We start from the raw sequence: 18,751 nt of genomic DNA, 5'->3' as shown, positions 1-18,751 counted from the left end.
AAGAAAGGAGGTCACTTCATTGAATCGCCTTAAAGAGAAGTTCCAAAAGGAAATTACTCCTGCTCTAGTGAGCAAGTTTAACTATAAATCTGTAATGCAGGTACCAAAAATCGAAAAGATCGTAATCAACACTGGTGTTGGTGACGCGGTATCTAACTCAAAAGCGTTAGACAACGCAGTAGAAGAATTAACACAAATCACAGGTCAAAAACCTGTTGTAACTCGTGCTAAAAAATCAATCGCTGGTTTCCGTCTTCGTGAAGGTATGCCAATCGGTGCGAAAGTAACTTTACGCGGCGAGCAAATGTATGAGTTCTTCGACAAATTAGTATCAGTTTCTTTACCACGTGTACGTGATTTCCGTGGTGTTTCTAAGAAATCATTCGATGGTCGTGGAAACTATACATTAGGTGTTAAAGAGCAACTTATTTTCCCTGAGATTGATTATGATAAAGTAAGCAAAGTCCGCGGTATGGACATCGTAATCGTTACTACAGCGAAAACTGATGAAGAAGCTCGTGAACTTTTAACACAATTCGGTATGCCATTCCAAAAATAATGGAAGCCAACGCTAAGTAGAGGAGGCGAAAACGTGGCTAAAAAATCTATGATAGCGAAACAAAAGCGTACTCCTAAGTTTAAAGTACAAGAGTATACACGTTGCGAACGCTGCGGTCGTCCGCATTCTGTATACCGCAAATTTAAACTTTGCCGTATTTGTTTCCGTGAACTTGCATATAAAGGTCAAATTCCTGGTGTTAAAAAAGCTAGTTGGTAAAACCCACAAATGGGAAGGAGGTAAAACACATGGTGATGACAGATCCAATTGCAGACATGCTTACTCGCATCCGTAATGCGAACATGGTACGTCATGAGAAATTAGAGGTTCCTGCTTCTAAAATCAAAAAAGAGATCGCTGAACTTTTAAAACGTGAAGGTTTCATTCGTGATGTAGAATACATCGAGGATAACAAACAAGGTATCCTTCGTATTTTCCTGAAATATGGTGCAAACAATGAACGTGTAATCACTGGATTAAAACGTATCAGTAAACCTGGCTTACGCGTTTACGCTAAAGCTGACGAAGTACCACGTGTACTTAACGGATTAGGTATCGCTCTTGTTTCTACATCTAAGGGAGTAATGACAGACAAAGACGCTCGTCAATTACAAACTGGTGGAGAAGTAGTAGCATACGTTTGGTAATATATATTTAAAACGAACGGAGGTGTGACCACATGTCTCGTATTGGTAAAAAGATTCTTGAAATCCCTGCAGGTGTTACTATTACAGTTGCAGAAGACAATACTGTAACAGTAAAAGGCCCTAAAGGTGAATTAACTCGTACTTTCAATGCTGATATGCTTATCAAAATTGAAGAGAATACATTAACAGTTGAGCGTCCATCTGAACAGAAGGAACACCGTGCATTACACGGTACAACTCGTGCTTTAATCGGAAACATGGTTGAAGGTGTAACTGAAGGTTTCGCACGCGGACTTGAATTAGTCGGTGTTGGTTACCGTGCTCAAAAACAAGGTGATAAACTTGTATTAAGCGTAGGTTATTCTCATCCAGTAGAAATGACTCCGGAAGCAGGTCTTGAAGTTGAAGTACCTGCACCAACTAAGATCGTAATCAAAGGTATCGACAAGCAACGTGTTGGCGAATTTGCTGCTAACATCCGTGCTGTACGTGCTCCTGAACCTTACAAAGGTAAAGGTATTCGTTACGAAGGCGAAGTTGTTCGTCGTAAAGAAGGTAAAACTGCTAAGTAAACCCGTTAGGTGAGAGAAAGGAGTGACAAGAATGATCACTAAAGCTGATAAAAATGCGACTCGTAAGAAAAGACATGCGCGTGTACGTGCTAAGCTTACTGGTACTGCAGAACGTCCACGTTTAAACGTGTTCCGTTCTAACCAACATATTTACGCTCAAGTTATTGATGATGTAAATGGTGTAACGTTAGTAAGTGCATCTACTCTTGATAAAGACCTTGCTCTTAACGGTACTAGCAATATTGAAGCTGCTACGAAAGTTGGAGAATCAGTTGCTAAGCGTGCTGTAGAGAAAGGCGTTAAAGAAGTAGTATTTGATCGCGGTGGTTACTTATACCATGGCCGTGTTAAAGCTCTAGCTGAAGCTGCTCGTGAGGCTGGATTACAATTTTAATGGTCAAAGGAGGGAAAATTGATGCATCGCATTGACCCAAGTAAATTAGAACTTGAAGAACGTGTAGTTACGATAAATCGTGTCGCGAAAGTTGTTAAGGGTGGTCGTCGTTTCCGCTTTGCTGCACTAGTTGTAGTTGGCGATAAAAACGGTCATGTTGGATTCGGTACTGGTAAAGCACAAGAGGTACCAGACGCAATCCGCAAAGCTATCGAAGACGCTAAGAAAAACTTAATCGCTGTACCATTAGTTGGTACAACAATTCCACACACAATCAACGGTCATTTTGGCGCTGGTGAAGTATTCTTAAAGCCTGCTGCTGAGGGTACTGGTGTTATTGCTGGTGGACCTGTTCGTGCGGTCCTTGAATTAGCAGGTGTACAAGATATTCTTTCGAAATCTCTTGGTTCTAACACACCAATCAACATGATTCGCGCTACTGTGAACGGATTAAGCGAACTTAAGCGCGCTGAAGATGTTGCAAAATTACGCGGTAAATCTGTAGAAGAGCTACTAGGTTAAGGAGGGAAAACAAATGGCGAAAAAGTTAGAAATTACCCTCACTCGTAGTGTAATTGGTCGTCCACAAGATCAACGTGCGACGGTAGAAGCTTTAGGTCTTAAAAAGTTGAATTCAACTGTAGTTAAGGAAGAAACTCCTGCTATTCTTGGTATGATCAACAAAGTTTCTCACCTTGTAACTGTAAAAGAAGCTTAAGGATAACTCATTAATATAAGGAGGTGCCTGGGAATGAAACTTCATGAATTAAAACCTGCAGAAGGTTCTCGTAAAGTACGTAACCGTGTCGGTCGTGGTATCGGTTCTGGTAACGGTAAAACTGCTGGTAAAGGTCATAAAGGACAAAACGCACGTTCTGGCGGCGGTGTTCGTCTTGGCTTCGAAGGTGGTCAAACTCCATTATTCCGTCGTTTACCAAAACGCGGCTTCACAAACATTAACCGTAAAGAGTTTACTATTGTAAACTTATCAACGTTAAATCGTTTTGAAGATGGTACAGAAGTAACACCTGAATTATTGCTGGAAACTGGCGTTATCAGCAAATTAAACGACGGTGTTAAAATTCTTGCAAGCGGCGCAGTAGAGAAAAAACTAACTGTTAAAGCGCACAAGTTCTCTTCAAGTGCTAAAGAAGCAATTGAAGCAGCTGGCGGATCAGTTGAGGTGATCTAATGTTTCGTACAATCTCCAACTTTATGCGCGTTGCTGAGATAAGACGTAAAATATTATTCACTTTAGCGATGTTAATCGTATTCAGGATTGGCACGTTTATCCCCGTGCCATTTACAAATGGAGACGTACTGAAGGCACAAGATCAATTAAATGCTTTAGGTATTCTAAATACATTTGGCGGTGGAGCCTTGAAAAACTTCTCCATCTTTGCGATGGGAATCATGCCGTATATTACAGCATCCATCATCGTGCAATTATTGCAGATGGATGTTGTTCCTAAATTTTCGGAATGGGCGAAGCAAGGTGAAATGGGCCGTCGTAAATTAACGCAATTCACGCGTTATTTTACAATTGTTCTTGCGTTTATTCAGGGGTTTGGTATGTCAATCGGTTTTAACGGTATGGTAGGTGGACAATTAATTTTGAATCCTGGTTGGAGCACTTATTTATACATTGCTACGGTACTGACTGCTGGTACTGCATTTTTAATGTGGTTAGGTGAACAGATTACAGCTAAAGGTGTAGGTAATGGTATTTCCATCCTAATCTTCGGTGGTATTGCCGCAGCGATCCCAAGTGTTATATCTCAAGTGTATCAGCAACAGTTTCAAAATATCGGAGATCAATTGTTCATGAGTATCGTTAAAGTTGCATTGATCTTACTAGCTGTGCTAGCAGTTATTGTGGGTGTTATTTTCATTCAACAGGCTGTTAGAAAGATCCCAATTCAATATGCGAAGCGTGTAACAGGAGGAAATGGTGGTTATGCTGGAGCACAAAACACACATTTACCGCTTAAGGTAAATAGTGCTGGTGTTATTCCAGTAATTTTTGCTGTTTCATTCTTAATTACGCCTCCGACTATTGCACAGTTCTTCCCGAAACATGATGTATCGCAGTGGATTATTGCAAACTTTAACTATTCTCACCCAGTGGGAATGATCATATATGTTGCGCTCATTGTAGCCTTCACATATTTCTATGCGTTTGTTCAGGTTAATCCAGAGCAAATGTCAGAGAATCTAAACAAACAAGGTGGATATGTTCCAGGTATTCGTCCGGGTAAGAATACAGAACAATATCTAACAAAAATCTTGTATCGTTTGACCTTTGTAGGATCAATTTTCCTAGCAGCGATTGCAATCTTACCAGTTATCTTTACGAAGCTGGGAAATCTTCCTCCATCTGCACAGATCGGTGGAACGAGTATGTTAATCGTTGTCGGCGTTGCTTTAGAAACAATGAAGCAACTAGAAAGCCAACTGGTAAAACGCCATTACAAAGGGTTTATCAAGCAGTGAGTAAGTGGGAAGTATTGTCTTCCCTACATGCTCATGTACTCTGAGGGGGAACAAGGATGAACTTAATTTTAATGGGGCTTCCTGGTGCTGGTAAAGGTACACAAGCCGAACAGATTGTTGCCAAGTATAACATCCCTCACATCTCAACAGGAGATATGTTCCGTGCAGCTATGAAGGCTGAAACTGAAATGGGTTTACAAGCAAAATCCTTTATTGATAAAGGTGCACTTGTTCCAGATGAAGTTACAATCGGAATCGTTCGTGAACGTTTAAGCCAAGAAGACTGCGTAAGAGGCTTCTTATTAGATGGTTTCCCACGAACAGTTGCACAAGCATCAGCTCTTGAAGAGATTATGAAAGATCTTGGCAAAAAAATCGACTATGTTTTAAACATTAATGTGGATTCAGGGTTGTTATTAAAGCGCCTTACAGGCCGTCGCATTTGTAAAGAGTGCGGTGCGACTTACCACTTAGAATTCAATCCGCCAGCAAAAGCTGACGTGTGCGATAAATGTGGTGGCGAATTATATCAACGCTCTGATGACAATGAAGAAACTGTAGCAAATCGCTTAGATGTAAATATTAAGCAAACTAAACCTTTGCTTGATTTCTACGAGGAGCTTGGTTACTTACAAAGCATTAATGGTGAGCAAGATATCAATAAAGTATTTGCTGATATCGATGTTCTCATCGGAGGCTTAGCGTAATGATAATCTGCAAAACTCCTCGCGAGATAGAAATCATGCGAGAAGCTGGCAGGATCGTTGCTTTAACTCATCAAGAGTTAAAACAGCACATTACTCCAGGAATTACAACGAAAGAGCTCGATCAAATAGCGGAAAAGACGATTCAAAAATATGGTGCTACGCCATCTTTTAAAGGATACAACGGATTTCCGGGGAGCATATGTGCTTCTGTAAATGAAGAGCTTGTACACGGAATTCCAGGGAAGCGCAAGCTCAAAGAGGGCGATATCATCAGTATCGATATTGGTGCGAAATACAATGGGTACCATGGAGATTCTGCATGGACGTATCCAGTTGGAAACATTTCTGAATCTGTTCAAAAGCTACTTGATGTCACAGAAAAATCGTTGTATCTTGGTCTAGAACAAGTAAAACCAGGCGAGAGATTATCAAATATCTCACATGCGGTTCAAACCCATGCTGAAGAGAATGGATTCTCGATCGTTAGGGAGTATGTTGGTCACGGAATCGGGCAAGACTTACATGAGGACCCTCAAATCCCGCACTATGGTCCACCAAATAGAGGCCCTAGATTAAAGCCGGGAATGGTCATCTGTGTTGAGCCGATGGTGAATCAAGGAAGACGATATGTAAAAACACTATCTGATGACTGGACAGTGGTAACGGTAGATGGTAAATGGTGTGCCCATTTTGAGCACACGATTGCTCTTACAGAAGCAGGATACGAAATCCTTACCACTTTATAAGTAGCTGGCTCTCCGGGATTTCAGAGCAGTGTAAAATGTTACTGATTTGATGAAGGGAGAACTATTGAATGGCTAAAGATGATGTAATTGAAGTCGAAGGTACCGTTCTTGAAACGTTGCCAAATGCTATGTTCAAAGTAGAATTAGAGAATGGGCATGTCGTATTGGCTCACGTTTCTGGTAAAATCCGTATGAACTTCATTCGTATTTTACCAGGAGACAAAGTTACGGTAGAATTATCTCCGTACGATTTAAATCGTGGTCGTATTACGTACCGTTTTAAATAATATAGCACTCCGTAATCTTTAAGGAGGTTCGAGACATGAAAGTAAGACCGTCAGTTAAACCAATCTGCGAAAAATGTAAAGTTATTCGTAGACGTGGAAAAGTAATGGTTATTTGTGAAAACCCTAAACATAAACAAAAACAAGGTTAATCAGAAGGAGGTGCATTCGTAATGGCACGTATCGCAGGTGTAGATATTCCTCGAGACAAACGCGTTGTTATTTCTTTAACTTACGTATTCGGCATTGGTCGCACAACTGCTGAAAAAATTCTTGCAGAAGCAGGTATTTCTGAAGAAACACGAGTTCGTGATTTAACGGAAGACGAATTAGGACGTATCCGTGATATCATCGATCGTATTAAAGTTGAGGGAGACCTTCGTCGTGAAGTATCTCTTAACATCAAACGTCTAATGGAGATCGGTTCTTACCGTGGTCTTCGTCACCGTCGTGGTTTACCAGTTCGTGGTCAAAACTCTAAAAACAATGCTCGTACACGTAAAGGTCCACGTCGTACAGTAGCAAATAAAAAGAAATAATAAGTAAAGGAGGTTGAACTAACAATGGCACGTAAAACAAACACTCGTAAAAAACGTGTGAAAAAGAATATTGAAGCTGGTGTAGCTCATATTCGTTCTACTTTCAACAACACAATCGTAACACTTACAGATACTCACGGTAACGCACTTTCTTGGTCTAGTGCTGGTGCACTTGGTTTCCGTGGATCTCGTAAATCTACTCCATTCGCTGCGCAAATGGCTGCTGAAACTGCTGCTAAAGCTGCAATGGAACACGGTTTAAAAACTTTAGAGGTTACTGTTAAAGGTCCTGGTGCTGGTCGTGAAGCTGCAATTCGTGCTCTTCAAGCTGCAGGTCTAGAAGTAACAGCAATTAGAGATGTTACTCCAGTTCCTCATAATGGATGTCGTCCACCAAAACGTCGTCGTGTGTAATTTTTCTGTATAGAATTTTCCCTTTTGTCTATAATGGATATGATGCATTATCGAGAAATTTCGTACAGAAACATCGCTTGTTGTGCACAATCGGGAACTGCCTAAGGGGGACTTTCGGTTAGACAGGGGTTATACCTTTGTTTAACCGGGGTTTCGACGTTTTGAAGGAGGGTTTAGTTAATGATTGAAATCGAAAAGCCGAAAATCGAAACGGTTGAACTTAACGAAGATGCTAAATATGGTAAATTCGTAATTGAACCGCTTGAGCGTGGATATGGTACTACGTTGGGTAACTCCTTACGTCGTATTCTTTTATCTTCACTCCCTGGTGCCGCTGTTACTGCTATCCAAATCGATGGCGTATTACATGAATTTTCAACAGTTGAGGGCGTAGTAGAAGACGTTACAACGATCATCTTAAACTTGAAAAAGTTAGCTCTTAAAATCTACTCTGAAGAAGAGAAGACGTTGGAAATTGATGTGCAGGGCGAAGGTATTGTCACAGCTGCTGATATTACTCACGATAGTGATGTAGAAATCTTAAATCCAGATTTACACATTGCAACGTTAGCAAAAGATGCGCATTTCCGCGTGCGTTTAACTGCAAAGCGTGGCCGTGGGTATACGCCAGCTGATGCAAATAAAAGCGAAGATCAACCAATAGGAGTAATTCCTATTGATTCTATTTATACTCCAGTATCACGTGTGACTTACCAAGTGGAAAAGACACGTGTCGGACAAGTGGCTAATTATGATAAGCTTACGCTTGATGTATGGACGGATGGAAGCATCGGGCCAAAAGAAGCTATCTCTTTAGGTGCCAAAATCTTAACTGAGCATTTAAATATCTTTGTTGGTTTAACTGATGAAGCACAAAATGCTGAGATTATGGTCGAGAAGGAAGAAGATCAAAAAGAGAAAGTTCTTGAGATGACTATCGAAGAACTAGACCTTTCTGTTCGTTCTTATAATTGCCTAAAACGTGCAGGAATTAATACTGTACAAGAGCTTGCGAACAAAACAGAAGAAGATATGATGAAAGTTCGTAACTTAGGACGTAAATCCTTAGAAGAAGTTAAACATAAACTTGAGGAATTAGGTTTAGGTTTACGTAAAGACGACTGAGGATTTAAACCCATCAACAAAGGAGGGAACTACGAATGGCATACAGAAAATTAGGCCGTACAAGTGCGCAACGTAAAGCTATGTTACGTGACTTAGCTACTGATTTAATTATCAACGAGCGCATCCAAACGACAGAAACTCGTGCAAAAGAACTTCGTTCTGTAGTGGAAAAAATGATCACTTTAGGTAAACGCGGAGATCTTCATGCTCGTCGTCAAGCAGCAGCTTTCATTCGCAATGAAGTAGCTAACGCTGAGACTGGTCAAGATGCACTTCAAAAACTATTCGCTGATGTAGCTCCACGCTATGCTGAGCGCCAAGGCGGATACACTCGTATTGCAAAAATTGGTCCACGTCGCGGAGACGCAGCACCAATGGTAATTATCGAGTTAGTATAATGATAATTAAAAGGGCAGGACAGTTCTTTTCAAGAAACTGGTCATGGCCCTTTTTTTTAAATATAAAAATAGGCTTACTTGGCGAAGGAAAGGGTGCCTTGTATTGAAAAAAGAGAAACTTCGGACAGAAAATATATCATTTCAATATCCTGGTGCAGCCACTTATGCATTAAAAGATGTTTCTTTCTCCTTATATGAAGGAGAATGGGTATCTGTTATTGGACAAAACGGTTCTGGGAAGTCTACACTTGCAAAATTATTGAATGGTTTGTTTTTGCCGGAAGCAGGGACAATTACAGTAAATGATGCAATGATTTTGTCAGAGGAAACGGTATGGGATGTTCGAAAACAAATTGGGATGGTATTTCAAAATCCGGATAATCAATTTGTTGGAACAACAGTGCAAGATGACGTTGTCTTCGGTTTAGAGAATATCGGAATGCCAAGAGAGCAGATGGTAGAAAGATTAGATCAGGCCTTACGACTAGTCCGTATGGAAGATTTTCTTAATGATGAGCCTCATTCTTTATCTGGTGGGCAAAAGCAGCGAGTAGCAATAGCAGGCGTTTTAGCACTTCAGCCATCTATTTTGATATTAGATGAAGCAACGTCAATGCTAGACCCTCAAGGGAGACGTGAAGTGGTAGAAACGGTTAGACAACTTGTTAATGAAAAAGGTATTACCGTGTTATCAATTACGCACGATTTAGAAGAAGCGGCACAATCAGACCGTGTTATTATTTTAAATAAGGGAGAGATATTAGAGGAAGGGACTCCAGAACAAATTTTTAAGTCCTCTCATATGCTCCAAGAAATTGGATTAGATGTACCATTTTCAGTGAAAATAGCAGAATTATTAAAAAGAAATGAAATTCTCTTGCAAAATACGCATCTTACAATGGAAAGCTTGGTGAACGAACTTTGGAGATTACATTCCAAAAAGTAGAACATCGTTATCAATATAAAACTCCATTTGAAAGACGCGCACTTTATGATGTAGACGTGTCGTTTCCAAGTGGGGGCTATTATGCCATTATCGGTCATACTGGTTCAGGTAAGTCGACGATGATTCAACATTTAAATGGTTTATTGCAGCCGACAAATGGCACAGTTCAAATTGGTGAACATTTCATTTCGGCAGGAAAGAAAGAAAAAAAGCTAAAGCCACTACGTAAAAAGGTAGGGGTTGTCTTTCAATTCCCAGAACATCAGTTGTTTGAAGAGACTGTGGAGAAAGATATTTGCTTCGGCCCTACTAATTTTGGTGTATCTGTAGAAGAAGCGAAGCAAAAAGCAAGAGAGGCAATTGAACTTGTAGGGTTAGAACCAGAACTGTTAGCACGTTCACCATTTGAGTTAAGTGGTGGGCAAATGAGGCGTGTTGCGATAGCAGGCGTATTAGCGATGGAACCCGAAGTGCTTGTATTAGATGAACCTACAGCAGGACTAGATCCAAAAGGGCAAAATGAACTTATGGAGATGTTTTATAAGCTACATAAGGAGAAAGGCCTTACAGTTATCCTTGTAACGCATAATATGGAGGATGCTGCTAAATATGCCGAGCAGATTGTAGTCATGCATAAAGGAACGGTCTTTTTGCAAGGAAGTGCAGAGGAAGTATTTTCACATGCTGATGAACTAGAGAAAATTGGCGTGGATCTTCCTATGTCTTTAAAGTATAAACGTGCAATTGAAGAGAAGTTTGGCATTTCAATCCCAAAGGCTACCTTATCTTTAGAGGATCTTACTCATGAAGTTGTGCAGGTGTTACGAAAAGGTGGTCATGAATCATGCAGCAGTTGATTATTGGAAGGTATATTCCAGGGAATTCTCTTATTCATCAACTTGATCCACGTACGAAGCTGCTGATTGTCTTTTTATATGTATTTGTTGTTTTCTTAGCAAATAATGCGATTTCATATGGATTTTTATTTTTATATGCACTCATTGCTTTATTTTTTGCAAAAGTGCCGATTCGTTATGTACTTTCGGGCTTAAAACCAATTCTATGGATTTTTCTTTTTACATTTTTCCTGCATATTTTTACAAATAAAGAAGGGGAAGTACTATTCCAGCTTGGTTGGTTTTCGATACATGAAAAAGGATTAGAGCAAGGAATATACATTTCTATACGATTCTTCGTTATTATTTTAATGACGACATTATTAACGTTAACGACGACACCCATTGAGATTACAGATGGTTTGGAGACGTTATTAAAGCCGTTGAAGCGTATAAAAGTTCCTGTTCATGAAATCGCATTAATGATGTCAATTTCTCTTCGTTTTATTCCGACATTAATGGATGAAACGAGTAAAATAATGAAGGCACAATCGTCACGTGGTATTGATTTTGCAGGGGGACCGATAAAAGATAGGATGAAAGCTATCATTTCACTACTCGTTCCTCTATTTATCAGTGCTTTTAAGCGTGCAGAGGACCTAGCAATTGCTATGGAAGCCCGTGGATATCAAAGTGGCGAAGGACGTACTAAATTCAGGCAACTACGCTGGAAAACAAGCGATACAGTAACGATTATAAGCTTACTTTGTTTAGCTTGTATTTTGGCATGGGTGCGATCGTAATGGAGAATAAAGAAATGGATAGAATAAAATGTACGGTTGCATATGATGGCATGCACTTTTGTGGTTATCAAATTCAACCGCAGCATCGTACTGTTCAACAAGAAATAGAGAAAGCTTTACAGAAATTGCATAAAGGGGAACTTGTCCGTGTTCAGGCATCGGGCAGAACAGATTCTACTGTTCATGCTAAAGGACAAGTCATACACTTTGATACACCGTTGTCTCTTGAAGAGTGGCAATGGAACAATGCATTAAACACAATGTTACCAGATGATATTGTTATCACACAGGTAGAGAAAAAAACAGAAGAATTTCATGCACGTTACGGTGTCGAGAGAAAAGAATATCGTTATCGTGTATTATTATCAAAGACTGCGGATGTATTCCGTAGAAATTACGTATATCAATATCCATATCCGCTCGAAATAAACGCTATAAGAAAAGCGATTCCTTATTTTATTGGAACGCATGATTTCACTTCTTTTTGTTCGGCAAAAACTGACAAAAAAGATAAAGTGAGAACAATTTATGAAATCGAGCTAATTGAGCAAGACGATGAATTAATTTTTCGTTTTGTAGGTAATGGATTTTTATATAATATGGTCAGGATTATTGTTGGTACGTTACTGAGCGTAGGGCAAGGAAAGCTTGATCCGGATAGCATTCCAGAGATTTTAGCAAAACAAAATCGTCAGTTTGCTGGAAAGATGGCTCCTGGTCATGGGCTTTATTTATGGCAGGTAAACTATAACAACTAATCCTGGTGTAACATTTGCTTGACATTAGAAACTCAAAAGTATATCATAACATATGGTATTGTTTCTAAAACCACGATTAGCCCCGGAAGGAAATCGTGTTTAAGATAAACAATAGATTTTTTCTATGGAAAAGATAACGAGGAGGGAAACACATGCGTACGACTTTTATGGCAAAAGCTAACGAAGTTGAGCGTAAATGGTATGTGGTTGATGCTGAAGGTCAAACTTTAGGTCGCCTTGCTAGTGAAGTAGCATCCATTTTACGTGGTAAAAACAAACCTACATTTACACCACACGTTGACACGGGTGATCATGTAATTATTATTAACGCTGAGAAAATTCATTTAACAGGTAATAAATTAAACGATAAAATTTACTACCGTCACACTAACCACCCAGGTGGACTTAAACAAAGAACAGCTCTTGAAATGCGTACAAACTACCCTGTACAAATGTTAGAGCTTGCAATTAAAGGCATGCTTCCAAAAGGACGCTTAGGCCGTCAAGTTTCTAAGAAACTAAACGTGTATGCTGGAGCAGAGCATCCACACCAAGCACAAAAACCAGAAGTTTACGAACTTCGCGGATAATCAATTAAAGGAGGGCTTACTTTGGCACAGGTTCAATACTATGGCACTGGACGTCGTAAGAGTTCAGTAGCGCGCGTACGCCTAGTTCCAGGCGAAGGACGCGTTATCATTAACGGTCGTGATTTTGAAAACTATATCCCATTTGCTGCATTACGTGAAGTAGTGAAACAACCTCTAGTTGCAACAGAAACTTTAGGTAACTACGATGTACTTGTAAACGTAAATGGTGGTGGATACACTGGTCAAGCTGGTGCTATTCGTCACGGTATTTCTCGCGCTTTATTAAAAGCTGATCCAGAATACCGTCTAACACTAAAACGTGCAGGTCTATTAACTCGTGACGCACGTATGAAAGAGCGTAAAAAATACGGTCTTAAAGGCGCACGTCGTGCACCTCAGTTCTCAAAACGTTAATTTTTGCGAACTACAAACCCCAACCATTTTGGTTGGGGTTTTTTTATGTTTCATTCCTCTTTTGTAATTTTTGTAGTTTGGAATATTTTAGTGCTATCCTCTCGCGTATGCTTCTTCTTTAGAAGTTTAGACTAATACGTATTAGGGAGGTTTATAAGTACTATGAATGTCATTGTCAGCTTACAAGAAAAACAAAAAGAAAAGCAGTTGAAATATGAGCGGAAGATGCTGCGGGAATTATCATTAAAAACATTACGTTCAAATATTAGAGATGCCTTTCAGATGCAGGAACTTCATCGTCAGTATGAAGATTACTGCATTGAATTAGGGATAGAATCGTATTTATTAGGAGCGAGATATAGTAAATTTGGCTATTATGGCGAATCGTTCTTTGATGTGAAATATAGGGCCTTAGAAGAAGAGCAACAATTAACGGAAACACTATTTCAATTTTTAACGAGCATGACTATGCGAGAAATTAAGTTACAAGATGAGGAATTACTCTTTGAATCTTGCCAGCAGTTTATCGGCTTATGGTGGCAGGAAGGATATGAAAAAGGTGAAAGAAGATATCGATTAAAGCTTCATTAAGACAAGCATAAACTTTCCTCTTGTCCCATATAAGTAATTAGAGGGACTAGCTGGAGGAGGAAAGGTATGAAGAGAATTCGAATTATCTCTTTTGCACTCGCTGCGGTTATTTTGTTTTTTTTAGTCAAACAAGAATTTCAAATTACAAAATCGTGGCGGGCTTGGAATTTACCCTTATCAGGGAAAGTAATCGTATTAGATGCTGGGCATGGTGGACCAGACGGAGGGGCTGTTGGTGGCAAGGATATTGTAGAAAAAGATATTACGCTTGAGATTACAAAGAAGGTGCAAGATTATTTACAAGAGCAAGGTGCGCTAGTTATTTTAACACGTGAGGGAGATTATGATTTAGCACAGAAAGATACAAAGTCATATAGTAGACGTAAAGCAGAAGATTTAAAAAAACGTGTAGAGATTATTAATAAACCCGATGTAGACTTTTTTGCAAGTATCCATTTAAATGCTTTAACTAGTAGTGGATCAAAGGGCGCACAAACGTTCTATTACCGTTCTTCAATTGAAAATGAACGTGCTGCGAAATTTATACAAGCTGAGTTGAGAACGAGTTTAGAGAATACAAATCGTTCTGCTAAAACAATTTCTCATGTGTATTTATTAAAGTATGCGAAAACACCAGGCGCTTTAATTGAAGCTGGCTTTTTATCGAATGTAAATGAAAGGTATATGTTAAATTCGGAGAAATATCAGCAAAAGGTAGCGGCTGCAGTATATCGTGGTATATTACGTTATTTCACGGAAAAAGGAAATCCTCCAGAATAAGGAGGATTTTTTTGCGTTTCTCTCGTTAACGAAGTTTTCCGAAAATATGTTATACTGGAAATGTAAACGCATTTATTTCAAAAGTAAAGAGAGATATATTTAATTAACATTATGTTATTTTTCATACAGGGGGCTGGGCTAATTATGGTAACGAAAGAGCAAGTAGTGGAAGCGTTAGAAGGGATTGTAGATCCGTTTTTACATAAAACGTTAAAAGAAACAGGGGCAATTAAAGAGGTGACAGTCAAGCCTGAGAAGGAACATGTAAGTGTTAAAATTGCAATCGTAAAAACCGGTACAGCGGAACAAATGCAATTGCAATCTGGAATTGTAAAGTTAGTGAAAGAACTAGGAGCAGCAACAGTAGGGCTTCGCTTTGCAGAATTTACAGAAGAGGAATTAGCTCAGTTTGCACCAGAACAAGAAGAAGAGCAAACTGAATCTTTATTGTCACCAAATTCGAAAACGACATTTTTAGCAGTGGCGAGTGGAAAAGGTGGAGTAGGGAAATCAACAGTTTCTGTTAATCTTGCTATTGCTCTAGCTCGTCTAGGGAAAAAAGTTGGTATCATTGATGCCGATATTTATGGTTTTAGCGTACCTGATATGATGGGGATAGAAAAACGCCCTGTAGTAAGAGGAGATAAAATCATTCCAGTGGAGCGTCTAGGTGTAAAGGTAATCTCAATGGGGTTCTTTGTAGAAGATAATGCACCGGTTATTTGGAGAGGACCTATGCTTGGGAAAATGTTAAATCATTTCTTCACAGAAGTAGAATGGGGCGATTTAGATTATTTAGTTTTAGATTTACCACCAGGTACAGGTGATGTTGCGCTAGACTTACATTCGATGCTACCAGCTTGTAAAGAGATTATTGTCACAACACCGCATCCAACAGCGGCATTTGTAGCAGCACGTGCTGGAGCAATGGCTTTACGTACAGAACATAGTATTCTTGGTGTTGTTGAGAATATGGCTTATTTTGAAAGTAAAACAACTGGCGAAAAAGAATATGTGTTTGGAAGAGGTGGAGGAGATAAATTAGCTACAGAACTTCAAACAGAAGTACTTGGCCGAATCCCGCTTCAACAACCTGATTGGAATAAAGAAGATTTTGCGCCGTCAGTATATGAAGATACGCATACGACAGGTCTTATTTACCGCACAATAGCTGAAACGGTAATTGATAAAACAACTGTTGCGCAAAAATAAAATAATAATGAGTGGATGATACATATATTGTCCACTCATTATTATCGTTATTATTTTTACTGCTGTTCCTTTTTACCTTCTTGGGAACCACCTTCACCGCCGGCTTCCTTTTTATCAGAACCACTTTTTTCGGCTTTTTGGACACCTTTACTAATAATATCAATCATCTTAGCTTGGAAGAGTGGGCTTTCAGCAGTTTCTGTTAGTACTTGTTGTAAATATTGACGGTATTCTTTGCTCTTCATCGTTTGTAACATCATTTTTTCTACTTCAGGGTTTTTCATAATTTCCATGACGCCTGCTTGGTATTCAGGGTCTTTTAGTAATGTTTTCATTAAGGCTGTTTGTTCTTTTCCCATACTTTTAGCGAATTTCGATGAGAACTCAGGGTCTTTAAAGAGCTTTTCCCAGAATTGTTGCCCTTTATCGGATACCATTGCATCTTCAATCGTTTTCTTTACTACTGTTTCATCTAGTATGAGTGCTTGTTTCATTTTTTCATCAGTTAACACATCTTGAATGGCTTTCTTACCTTGATCGGTTTTTAAAATATCAACAATCATTTTCTTCGTTTGATCATAATCAAGTTCGGACTTTGCTTCTTTTTCTTGTGCACATGCTACAAGTACAAGAAATAGAAAAGAAGAAGTCAAAACGAGCAGCATCCGTTTCATAAGTTGGAACTCCTTTCAGCACAGTTCTCTCTTTTTAATATAAATATCTTTAAGGAATTTATACATGAACATGGCTAGCTTTTTGAAATTGTCATTGATACAATTTAATTAGAAATATAAGGATAATGGGGGATGTGTTGTGAATAGCCGCAAGTGGGTACGACTATTTTTTACGACGTTGTTTCTTGGTGGGGTTAGTACAGTCATTATTGGATTTGTTTTAGAGTGGGACAAGTACGCTAAATTTTTTCAAAATTCCGACGGAAAGGAAATTTTGGCAGTTTCCTTCTGGTTGATGGGTGTAGGATTTATTTTTAGTGTGATAAGTCAAATGGGGTTCTTTGCTTATTTAACAATCCACCGTTTTGGACTAGGAATGTTCCGATCGTCTTCTTTATGGAATATAGTCCAGCTCTTCTTTATTGCATTCGTTTTATTTGATTTTGTGTATTTAAGATCGGTATTGATTGCAAATGGGGAAGTTTCATTAGGGAATAACATACTTGTTGCTGGTGTGTTATTTATGTTTGGTGCCATCGTTGCTTATATAAAAAGTAAGGAAACGAATAAAAAGGCATTTGTACCAGCTTTGTTTTTTATGGTCGTTGTAACAATTCTTGAGTGGGTACCAGCACTTCGAATTAATGATACAGATTGGTTATATTTAATGGTGATACCACTTTTATTATGTAATGCATATCAGTTACTTATATTACATCGTTTAATTGGAAAGACGAGTAAGTCGGCCTAATTAAGTGAGTTTTACGCAGGGTAGTTGTACGAATGAAAATAGCGGGTTAAAAAAGCTCTATTACCTGAATGAAAGGTAGTAGAGCTTTTTATGTGTAAAAAATTATTGAACATCTTTACTTTTTGTACTTGTGTTGGAAATAAGTTGTGATACGGATATTTGCTCATAGCCGTCACTCTTTAATTTCTGTAGAAGCAGTGGTAAAGCTTTATTTGTTTGAAGAGCAGAATCGGATGCATGTAATAAGACGATATCTCCACCTTTTAAATTATTAGAGACGGTGGAAACGATATTGTTTACGCCAGGGTTTTTCCAATCGTTTGAGTTATTACTCCAATGAACGACAGTGTATCCGAGTGATTCTGCTATTTTAAGTGTTGCCTTGTTAAAGTCTCCACTAGGTGGACGCAATAGTTTAATTTGTTTCACACCGAGTTTTGTAAAAACATCTTGTGCTCGCAGAAGATCTTTTCGTATTTCATTTGCCTCTAGAGAAGTGTAGGACGTGTAATTATAACCCATACTACCGATTTCATGTCCATCTTTTATGATGCGTTCAACAACATCAGGGTGTCTTTCTGCCCATGCAGCAGAAAGGAAGAAGGTTGCATTCTTAATATCTCTTTCTTTAAGTGTATCAAGGATTGGAATTGCTTTTTTGTCTCCCCAACTAATATCAAACGTGAATGCAACTTGTTTTTTAGAGGTGTCGCCTTTGTAAATAACTTTAGGTCCTGTAGCGGTTGAGAAAGCAGACTCGTGTGAATATGTTTTCAAAAAGAGTAGCCATGCTGTAAATAAGGAAAGTATCACTATTAAGCTAATGTGTTTAAAGTTTCTTTTACTCGTAATAAAAAAGAAAAACATAATATTACGCCCCTTTGTCCAATCCTTTTCAGTTACATATATGCTGTAAATATAAAAAAGAGAACAAGGGATTAATATCGTAAGTAGTGGATATAATGGATGGTAGGATTTTGTTAAATGAAAATGGGCTTAAGGTTTATTGCTCTGGAAGAAATGATTGAGGTGATGATTTGCTTGGGTTTATGTTAACGAAAGAAGAGAAAAAAGAAATGGAATATATATTGAAGAGAGAGTTAGAAGAACTTTTATTTGATTTTGAAGATGAACGTATTCATGACGTTGTAAAAAAGGCAATGGAAGAAAGATATAAAATCATTTTTTGTTTGTTTCGAAGAGTCGCTAATGCAGAGGAATGTATTCGTTATGTAAGAAAAAGAACTTTTTATTAAAAAGTGTTGACGTTGATAGATATTATATGATAAATTAATAACCGTCGCTGATGCGGAAATGCAAAAAACGACAAAAAAGAAATTGAAAAACTTAGTTGACATTGAAAAACGAAGATGTTAACATAAGGAAGTCGCAAATGAGCGACCAAGTAGTTCTTTGAAAACTGAACGAAACAAACAACGTGAAACGTCAATTTTTATTTTAGATGCTAGACAAACTAACTTTATTGGAGAGTTTGATCCTGGCTCAGGATGAACGCTG

At 38.6% G+C, this 18,751-nt stretch carries 30 protein-coding genes; 28 read left to right on the top strand and 2 right to left on the bottom strand.

The window, feature by feature from the left end; translation table 11 throughout:
• Window positions 1-19 precede the first annotated feature (19 nt).
• The 26 genes from rplE (at window position 20) to MR079_RS10955 (ending at window position 15,808) form a co-directional block, all read left to right on the top strand.
• A complete protein-coding gene (rplE, locus tag MR079_RS11080) occupies window positions 20-559 on the top strand; it encodes a 50S ribosomal protein L5 (RefSeq protein WP_001080831.1) in 540 nt (179 codons plus the stop codon).
• Window positions 560-592: 33 nt separating this feature from the next.
• Window positions 593-778, top strand: a complete 186-nt coding sequence (gene rpsN / locus MR079_RS11075; RefSeq protein ID WP_001085700.1) for a 30S ribosomal protein S14 — start codon at window positions 593-595, stop codon at window positions 776-778.
• A 29-nt stretch (window positions 779-807) separates the two neighbouring features.
• On the top strand, window positions 808-1,206 hold the full coding sequence (rpsH, locus tag MR079_RS11070) for a 30S ribosomal protein S8 (RefSeq protein ID WP_000245511.1): 399 nt from the start codon (window positions 808-810) through the stop codon (window positions 1,204-1,206).
• 32 nt (window positions 1,207-1,238) lie between these two features.
• Window positions 1,239-1,778, top strand: a complete 540-nt coding sequence (gene rplF, locus MR079_RS11065) for a 50S ribosomal protein L6 (RefSeq protein ID WP_000086558.1) — start codon at window positions 1,239-1,241, stop codon at window positions 1,776-1,778.
• A gap of 31 nt (window positions 1,779-1,809) precedes the next feature.
• Window positions 1,810-2,172, top strand: coding sequence for a 50S ribosomal protein L18 (gene rplR, locus MR079_RS11060; protein WP_000628816.1), 363 nt, complete (start codon window positions 1,810-1,812; stop codon window positions 2,170-2,172).
• 21 nt (window positions 2,173-2,193) lie between these two features.
• Complete coding sequence (gene rpsE / locus MR079_RS11055; RefSeq protein WP_000554646.1) at window positions 2,194-2,694, top strand: 30S ribosomal protein S5; 501 nt, start codon at window positions 2,194-2,196, stop codon at window positions 2,692-2,694.
• 13 nt (window positions 2,695-2,707) lie between these two features.
• Window positions 2,708-2,890, top strand: coding sequence for a 50S ribosomal protein L30 (gene rpmD / locus MR079_RS11050; RefSeq protein ID WP_001085234.1), 183 nt, complete (start codon window positions 2,708-2,710; stop codon window positions 2,888-2,890).
• Between the two features lie 33 nt (window positions 2,891-2,923).
• Entirely contained in the window at window positions 2,924-3,364 is a 441-nt protein-coding gene (gene rplO / locus MR079_RS11045) for a 50S ribosomal protein L15 (RefSeq protein WP_000766083.1), read from the top strand.
• The gene (secY, locus tag MR079_RS11040; RefSeq protein WP_000490114.1) at window positions 3,364-4,665 is read left to right on the top strand and encodes a preprotein translocase subunit SecY; all 1,302 of its coding nucleotides are present in this window, start codon (window positions 3,364-3,366) and stop codon (window positions 4,663-4,665) included. Before rplO ends, secY begins: the two co-directional genes overlap by 1 nt.
• Window positions 4,666-4,721: 56 nt before the next feature.
• Entirely contained in the window at window positions 4,722-5,372 is a 651-nt protein-coding gene (locus tag MR079_RS11035) for an adenylate kinase (protein WP_001048996.1), read from the top strand.
• Window positions 5,372-6,118 (top strand): type I methionyl aminopeptidase, encoded by a 747-nt coding sequence (gene map, locus MR079_RS11030; RefSeq protein ID WP_000582539.1) that lies wholly within the window; start codon window positions 5,372-5,374, stop codon window positions 6,116-6,118. Before MR079_RS11035 ends, map begins: the two co-directional genes overlap by 1 nt.
• A 68-nt stretch (window positions 6,119-6,186) precedes the next feature.
• Window positions 6,187-6,405, top strand: a complete 219-nt coding sequence (gene infA, locus MR079_RS11025) for a translation initiation factor IF-1 (RefSeq protein WP_001029884.1) — start codon at window positions 6,187-6,189, stop codon at window positions 6,403-6,405.
• A 35-nt stretch (window positions 6,406-6,440) separates the two neighbouring features.
• Window positions 6,441-6,554, top strand: a complete 114-nt coding sequence (gene rpmJ / locus MR079_RS11020; RefSeq protein ID WP_000868344.1) for a 50S ribosomal protein L36 — start codon at window positions 6,441-6,443, stop codon at window positions 6,552-6,554.
• Between the two features lie 21 nt (window positions 6,555-6,575).
• Window positions 6,576-6,941, top strand: a complete 366-nt coding sequence (gene rpsM / locus MR079_RS11015; protein WP_000090788.1) for a 30S ribosomal protein S13 — start codon at window positions 6,576-6,578, stop codon at window positions 6,939-6,941.
• A 24-nt stretch (window positions 6,942-6,965) separates the two neighbouring features.
• Entirely contained in the window at window positions 6,966-7,355 is a 390-nt protein-coding gene (rpsK, locus tag MR079_RS11010) for a 30S ribosomal protein S11 (RefSeq protein WP_000101799.1), read from the top strand.
• Between the two features lie 180 nt (window positions 7,356-7,535).
• Window positions 7,536-8,480 carry a DNA-directed RNA polymerase subunit alpha gene (locus MR079_RS11005; RefSeq protein ID WP_000569643.1) on the top strand — a complete coding sequence of 315 codons (945 nt, stop codon included), beginning with the start codon at window positions 7,536-7,538 and terminating at the stop codon, window positions 8,478-8,480.
• A 35-nt stretch (window positions 8,481-8,515) separates the two neighbouring features.
• Window positions 8,516-8,878 (top strand): 50S ribosomal protein L17, encoded by a 363-nt coding sequence (gene rplQ / locus MR079_RS11000; protein WP_000331490.1) that lies wholly within the window; start codon window positions 8,516-8,518, stop codon window positions 8,876-8,878.
• Between the two features lie 103 nt (window positions 8,879-8,981).
• The gene (locus MR079_RS10995) at window positions 8,982-9,824 is read left to right on the top strand and encodes an energy-coupling factor ABC transporter ATP-binding protein (protein ID WP_242293990.1); all 843 of its coding nucleotides are present in this window, start codon (window positions 8,982-8,984) and stop codon (window positions 9,822-9,824) included.
• The gene (locus tag MR079_RS10990) at window positions 9,800-10,681 is read left to right on the top strand and encodes an energy-coupling factor ABC transporter ATP-binding protein (RefSeq protein WP_098669537.1); all 882 of its coding nucleotides are present in this window, start codon (window positions 9,800-9,802) and stop codon (window positions 10,679-10,681) included. Before MR079_RS10995 ends, MR079_RS10990 begins: the two co-directional genes overlap by 25 nt.
• On the top strand, window positions 10,669-11,463 hold the full coding sequence (locus MR079_RS10985; RefSeq protein WP_001186532.1) for an energy-coupling factor transporter transmembrane component T family protein: 795 nt from the start codon (window positions 10,669-10,671) through the stop codon (window positions 11,461-11,463). Before MR079_RS10990 ends, MR079_RS10985 begins: the two co-directional genes overlap by 13 nt.
• A gap of 14 nt (window positions 11,464-11,477) precedes the next feature.
• Window positions 11,478-12,221: a tRNA pseudouridine(38-40) synthase TruA gene (truA, locus tag MR079_RS10980; protein ID WP_011039908.1), complete on the top strand. Its 744-nt coding sequence runs from the start codon at window positions 11,478-11,480 to the stop codon at window positions 12,219-12,221.
• Between the two features lie 152 nt (window positions 12,222-12,373).
• Entirely contained in the window at window positions 12,374-12,811 is a 438-nt protein-coding gene (gene rplM, locus MR079_RS10975) for a 50S ribosomal protein L13 (protein ID WP_001260793.1), read from the top strand.
• A 21-nt stretch (window positions 12,812-12,832) separates the two neighbouring features.
• Entirely contained in the window at window positions 12,833-13,225 is a 393-nt protein-coding gene (gene rpsI / locus MR079_RS10970) for a 30S ribosomal protein S9 (protein WP_000079986.1), read from the top strand.
• A gap of 162 nt (window positions 13,226-13,387) precedes the next feature.
• Entirely contained in the window at window positions 13,388-13,816 is a 429-nt protein-coding gene (locus MR079_RS10965; protein WP_001101006.1) for a YbaK family protein, read from the top strand.
• 66 nt (window positions 13,817-13,882) lie between these two features.
• Window positions 13,883-14,596 (top strand): N-acetylmuramoyl-L-alanine amidase CwlD, encoded by a 714-nt coding sequence (gene cwlD, locus MR079_RS10960; protein WP_000822436.1) that lies wholly within the window; start codon window positions 13,883-13,885, stop codon window positions 14,594-14,596.
• A gap of 144 nt (window positions 14,597-14,740) precedes the next feature.
• The gene (locus tag MR079_RS10955; protein ID WP_000256608.1) at window positions 14,741-15,808 is read left to right on the top strand and encodes an Mrp/NBP35 family ATP-binding protein; all 1,068 of its coding nucleotides are present in this window, start codon (window positions 14,741-14,743) and stop codon (window positions 15,806-15,808) included.
• 56 nt (window positions 15,809-15,864) lie between these two features.
• Here the strand turns inward: MR079_RS10955 and gerD are convergent, their stop codons facing one another.
• Window positions 15,865-16,482, bottom strand: a complete 618-nt coding sequence (gene gerD, locus MR079_RS10950) for a spore germination protein GerD (protein WP_000827521.1) — start codon at window positions 16,480-16,482, stop codon at window positions 15,865-15,867.
• A gap of 139 nt (window positions 16,483-16,621) precedes the next feature.
• Here gerD and kbaA point away from each other — a divergent pair, with 139 nt between their 5' ends.
• Window positions 16,622-17,233, top strand: a complete 612-nt coding sequence (gene kbaA / locus MR079_RS10945) for a KinB signaling pathway activation protein KbaA (RefSeq protein ID WP_242293989.1) — start codon at window positions 16,622-16,624, stop codon at window positions 17,231-17,233.
• A gap of 102 nt (window positions 17,234-17,335) precedes the next feature.
• On the opposite strand, the gene pdaB is transcribed toward kbaA, so the two are convergent.
• Complete coding sequence (gene pdaB, locus MR079_RS10940) at window positions 17,336-18,100, bottom strand: polysaccharide deacetylase family sporulation protein PdaB (RefSeq protein ID WP_242293988.1); 765 nt, start codon at window positions 18,098-18,100, stop codon at window positions 17,336-17,338.
• 170 nt (window positions 18,101-18,270) lie between these two features.
• Between pdaB and MR079_RS10935 the strand changes: the two genes are divergently transcribed.
• Window positions 18,271-18,489: a hypothetical protein gene (locus tag MR079_RS10935; protein WP_000900296.1), complete on the top strand. Its 219-nt coding sequence runs from the start codon at window positions 18,271-18,273 to the stop codon at window positions 18,487-18,489.
• Window positions 18,490-18,751 lie beyond the last annotated feature (262 nt).

The organism is Bacillus cereus group sp. BfR-BA-01381, from assembly GCF_022663555.1.
GTDB lineage: Bacteria > Bacillota > Bacilli > Bacillales > Bacillaceae_G > Bacillus_A > Bacillus_A pacificus.
This window is presented reverse-complemented; position numbering and strand designations above follow the sequence as displayed.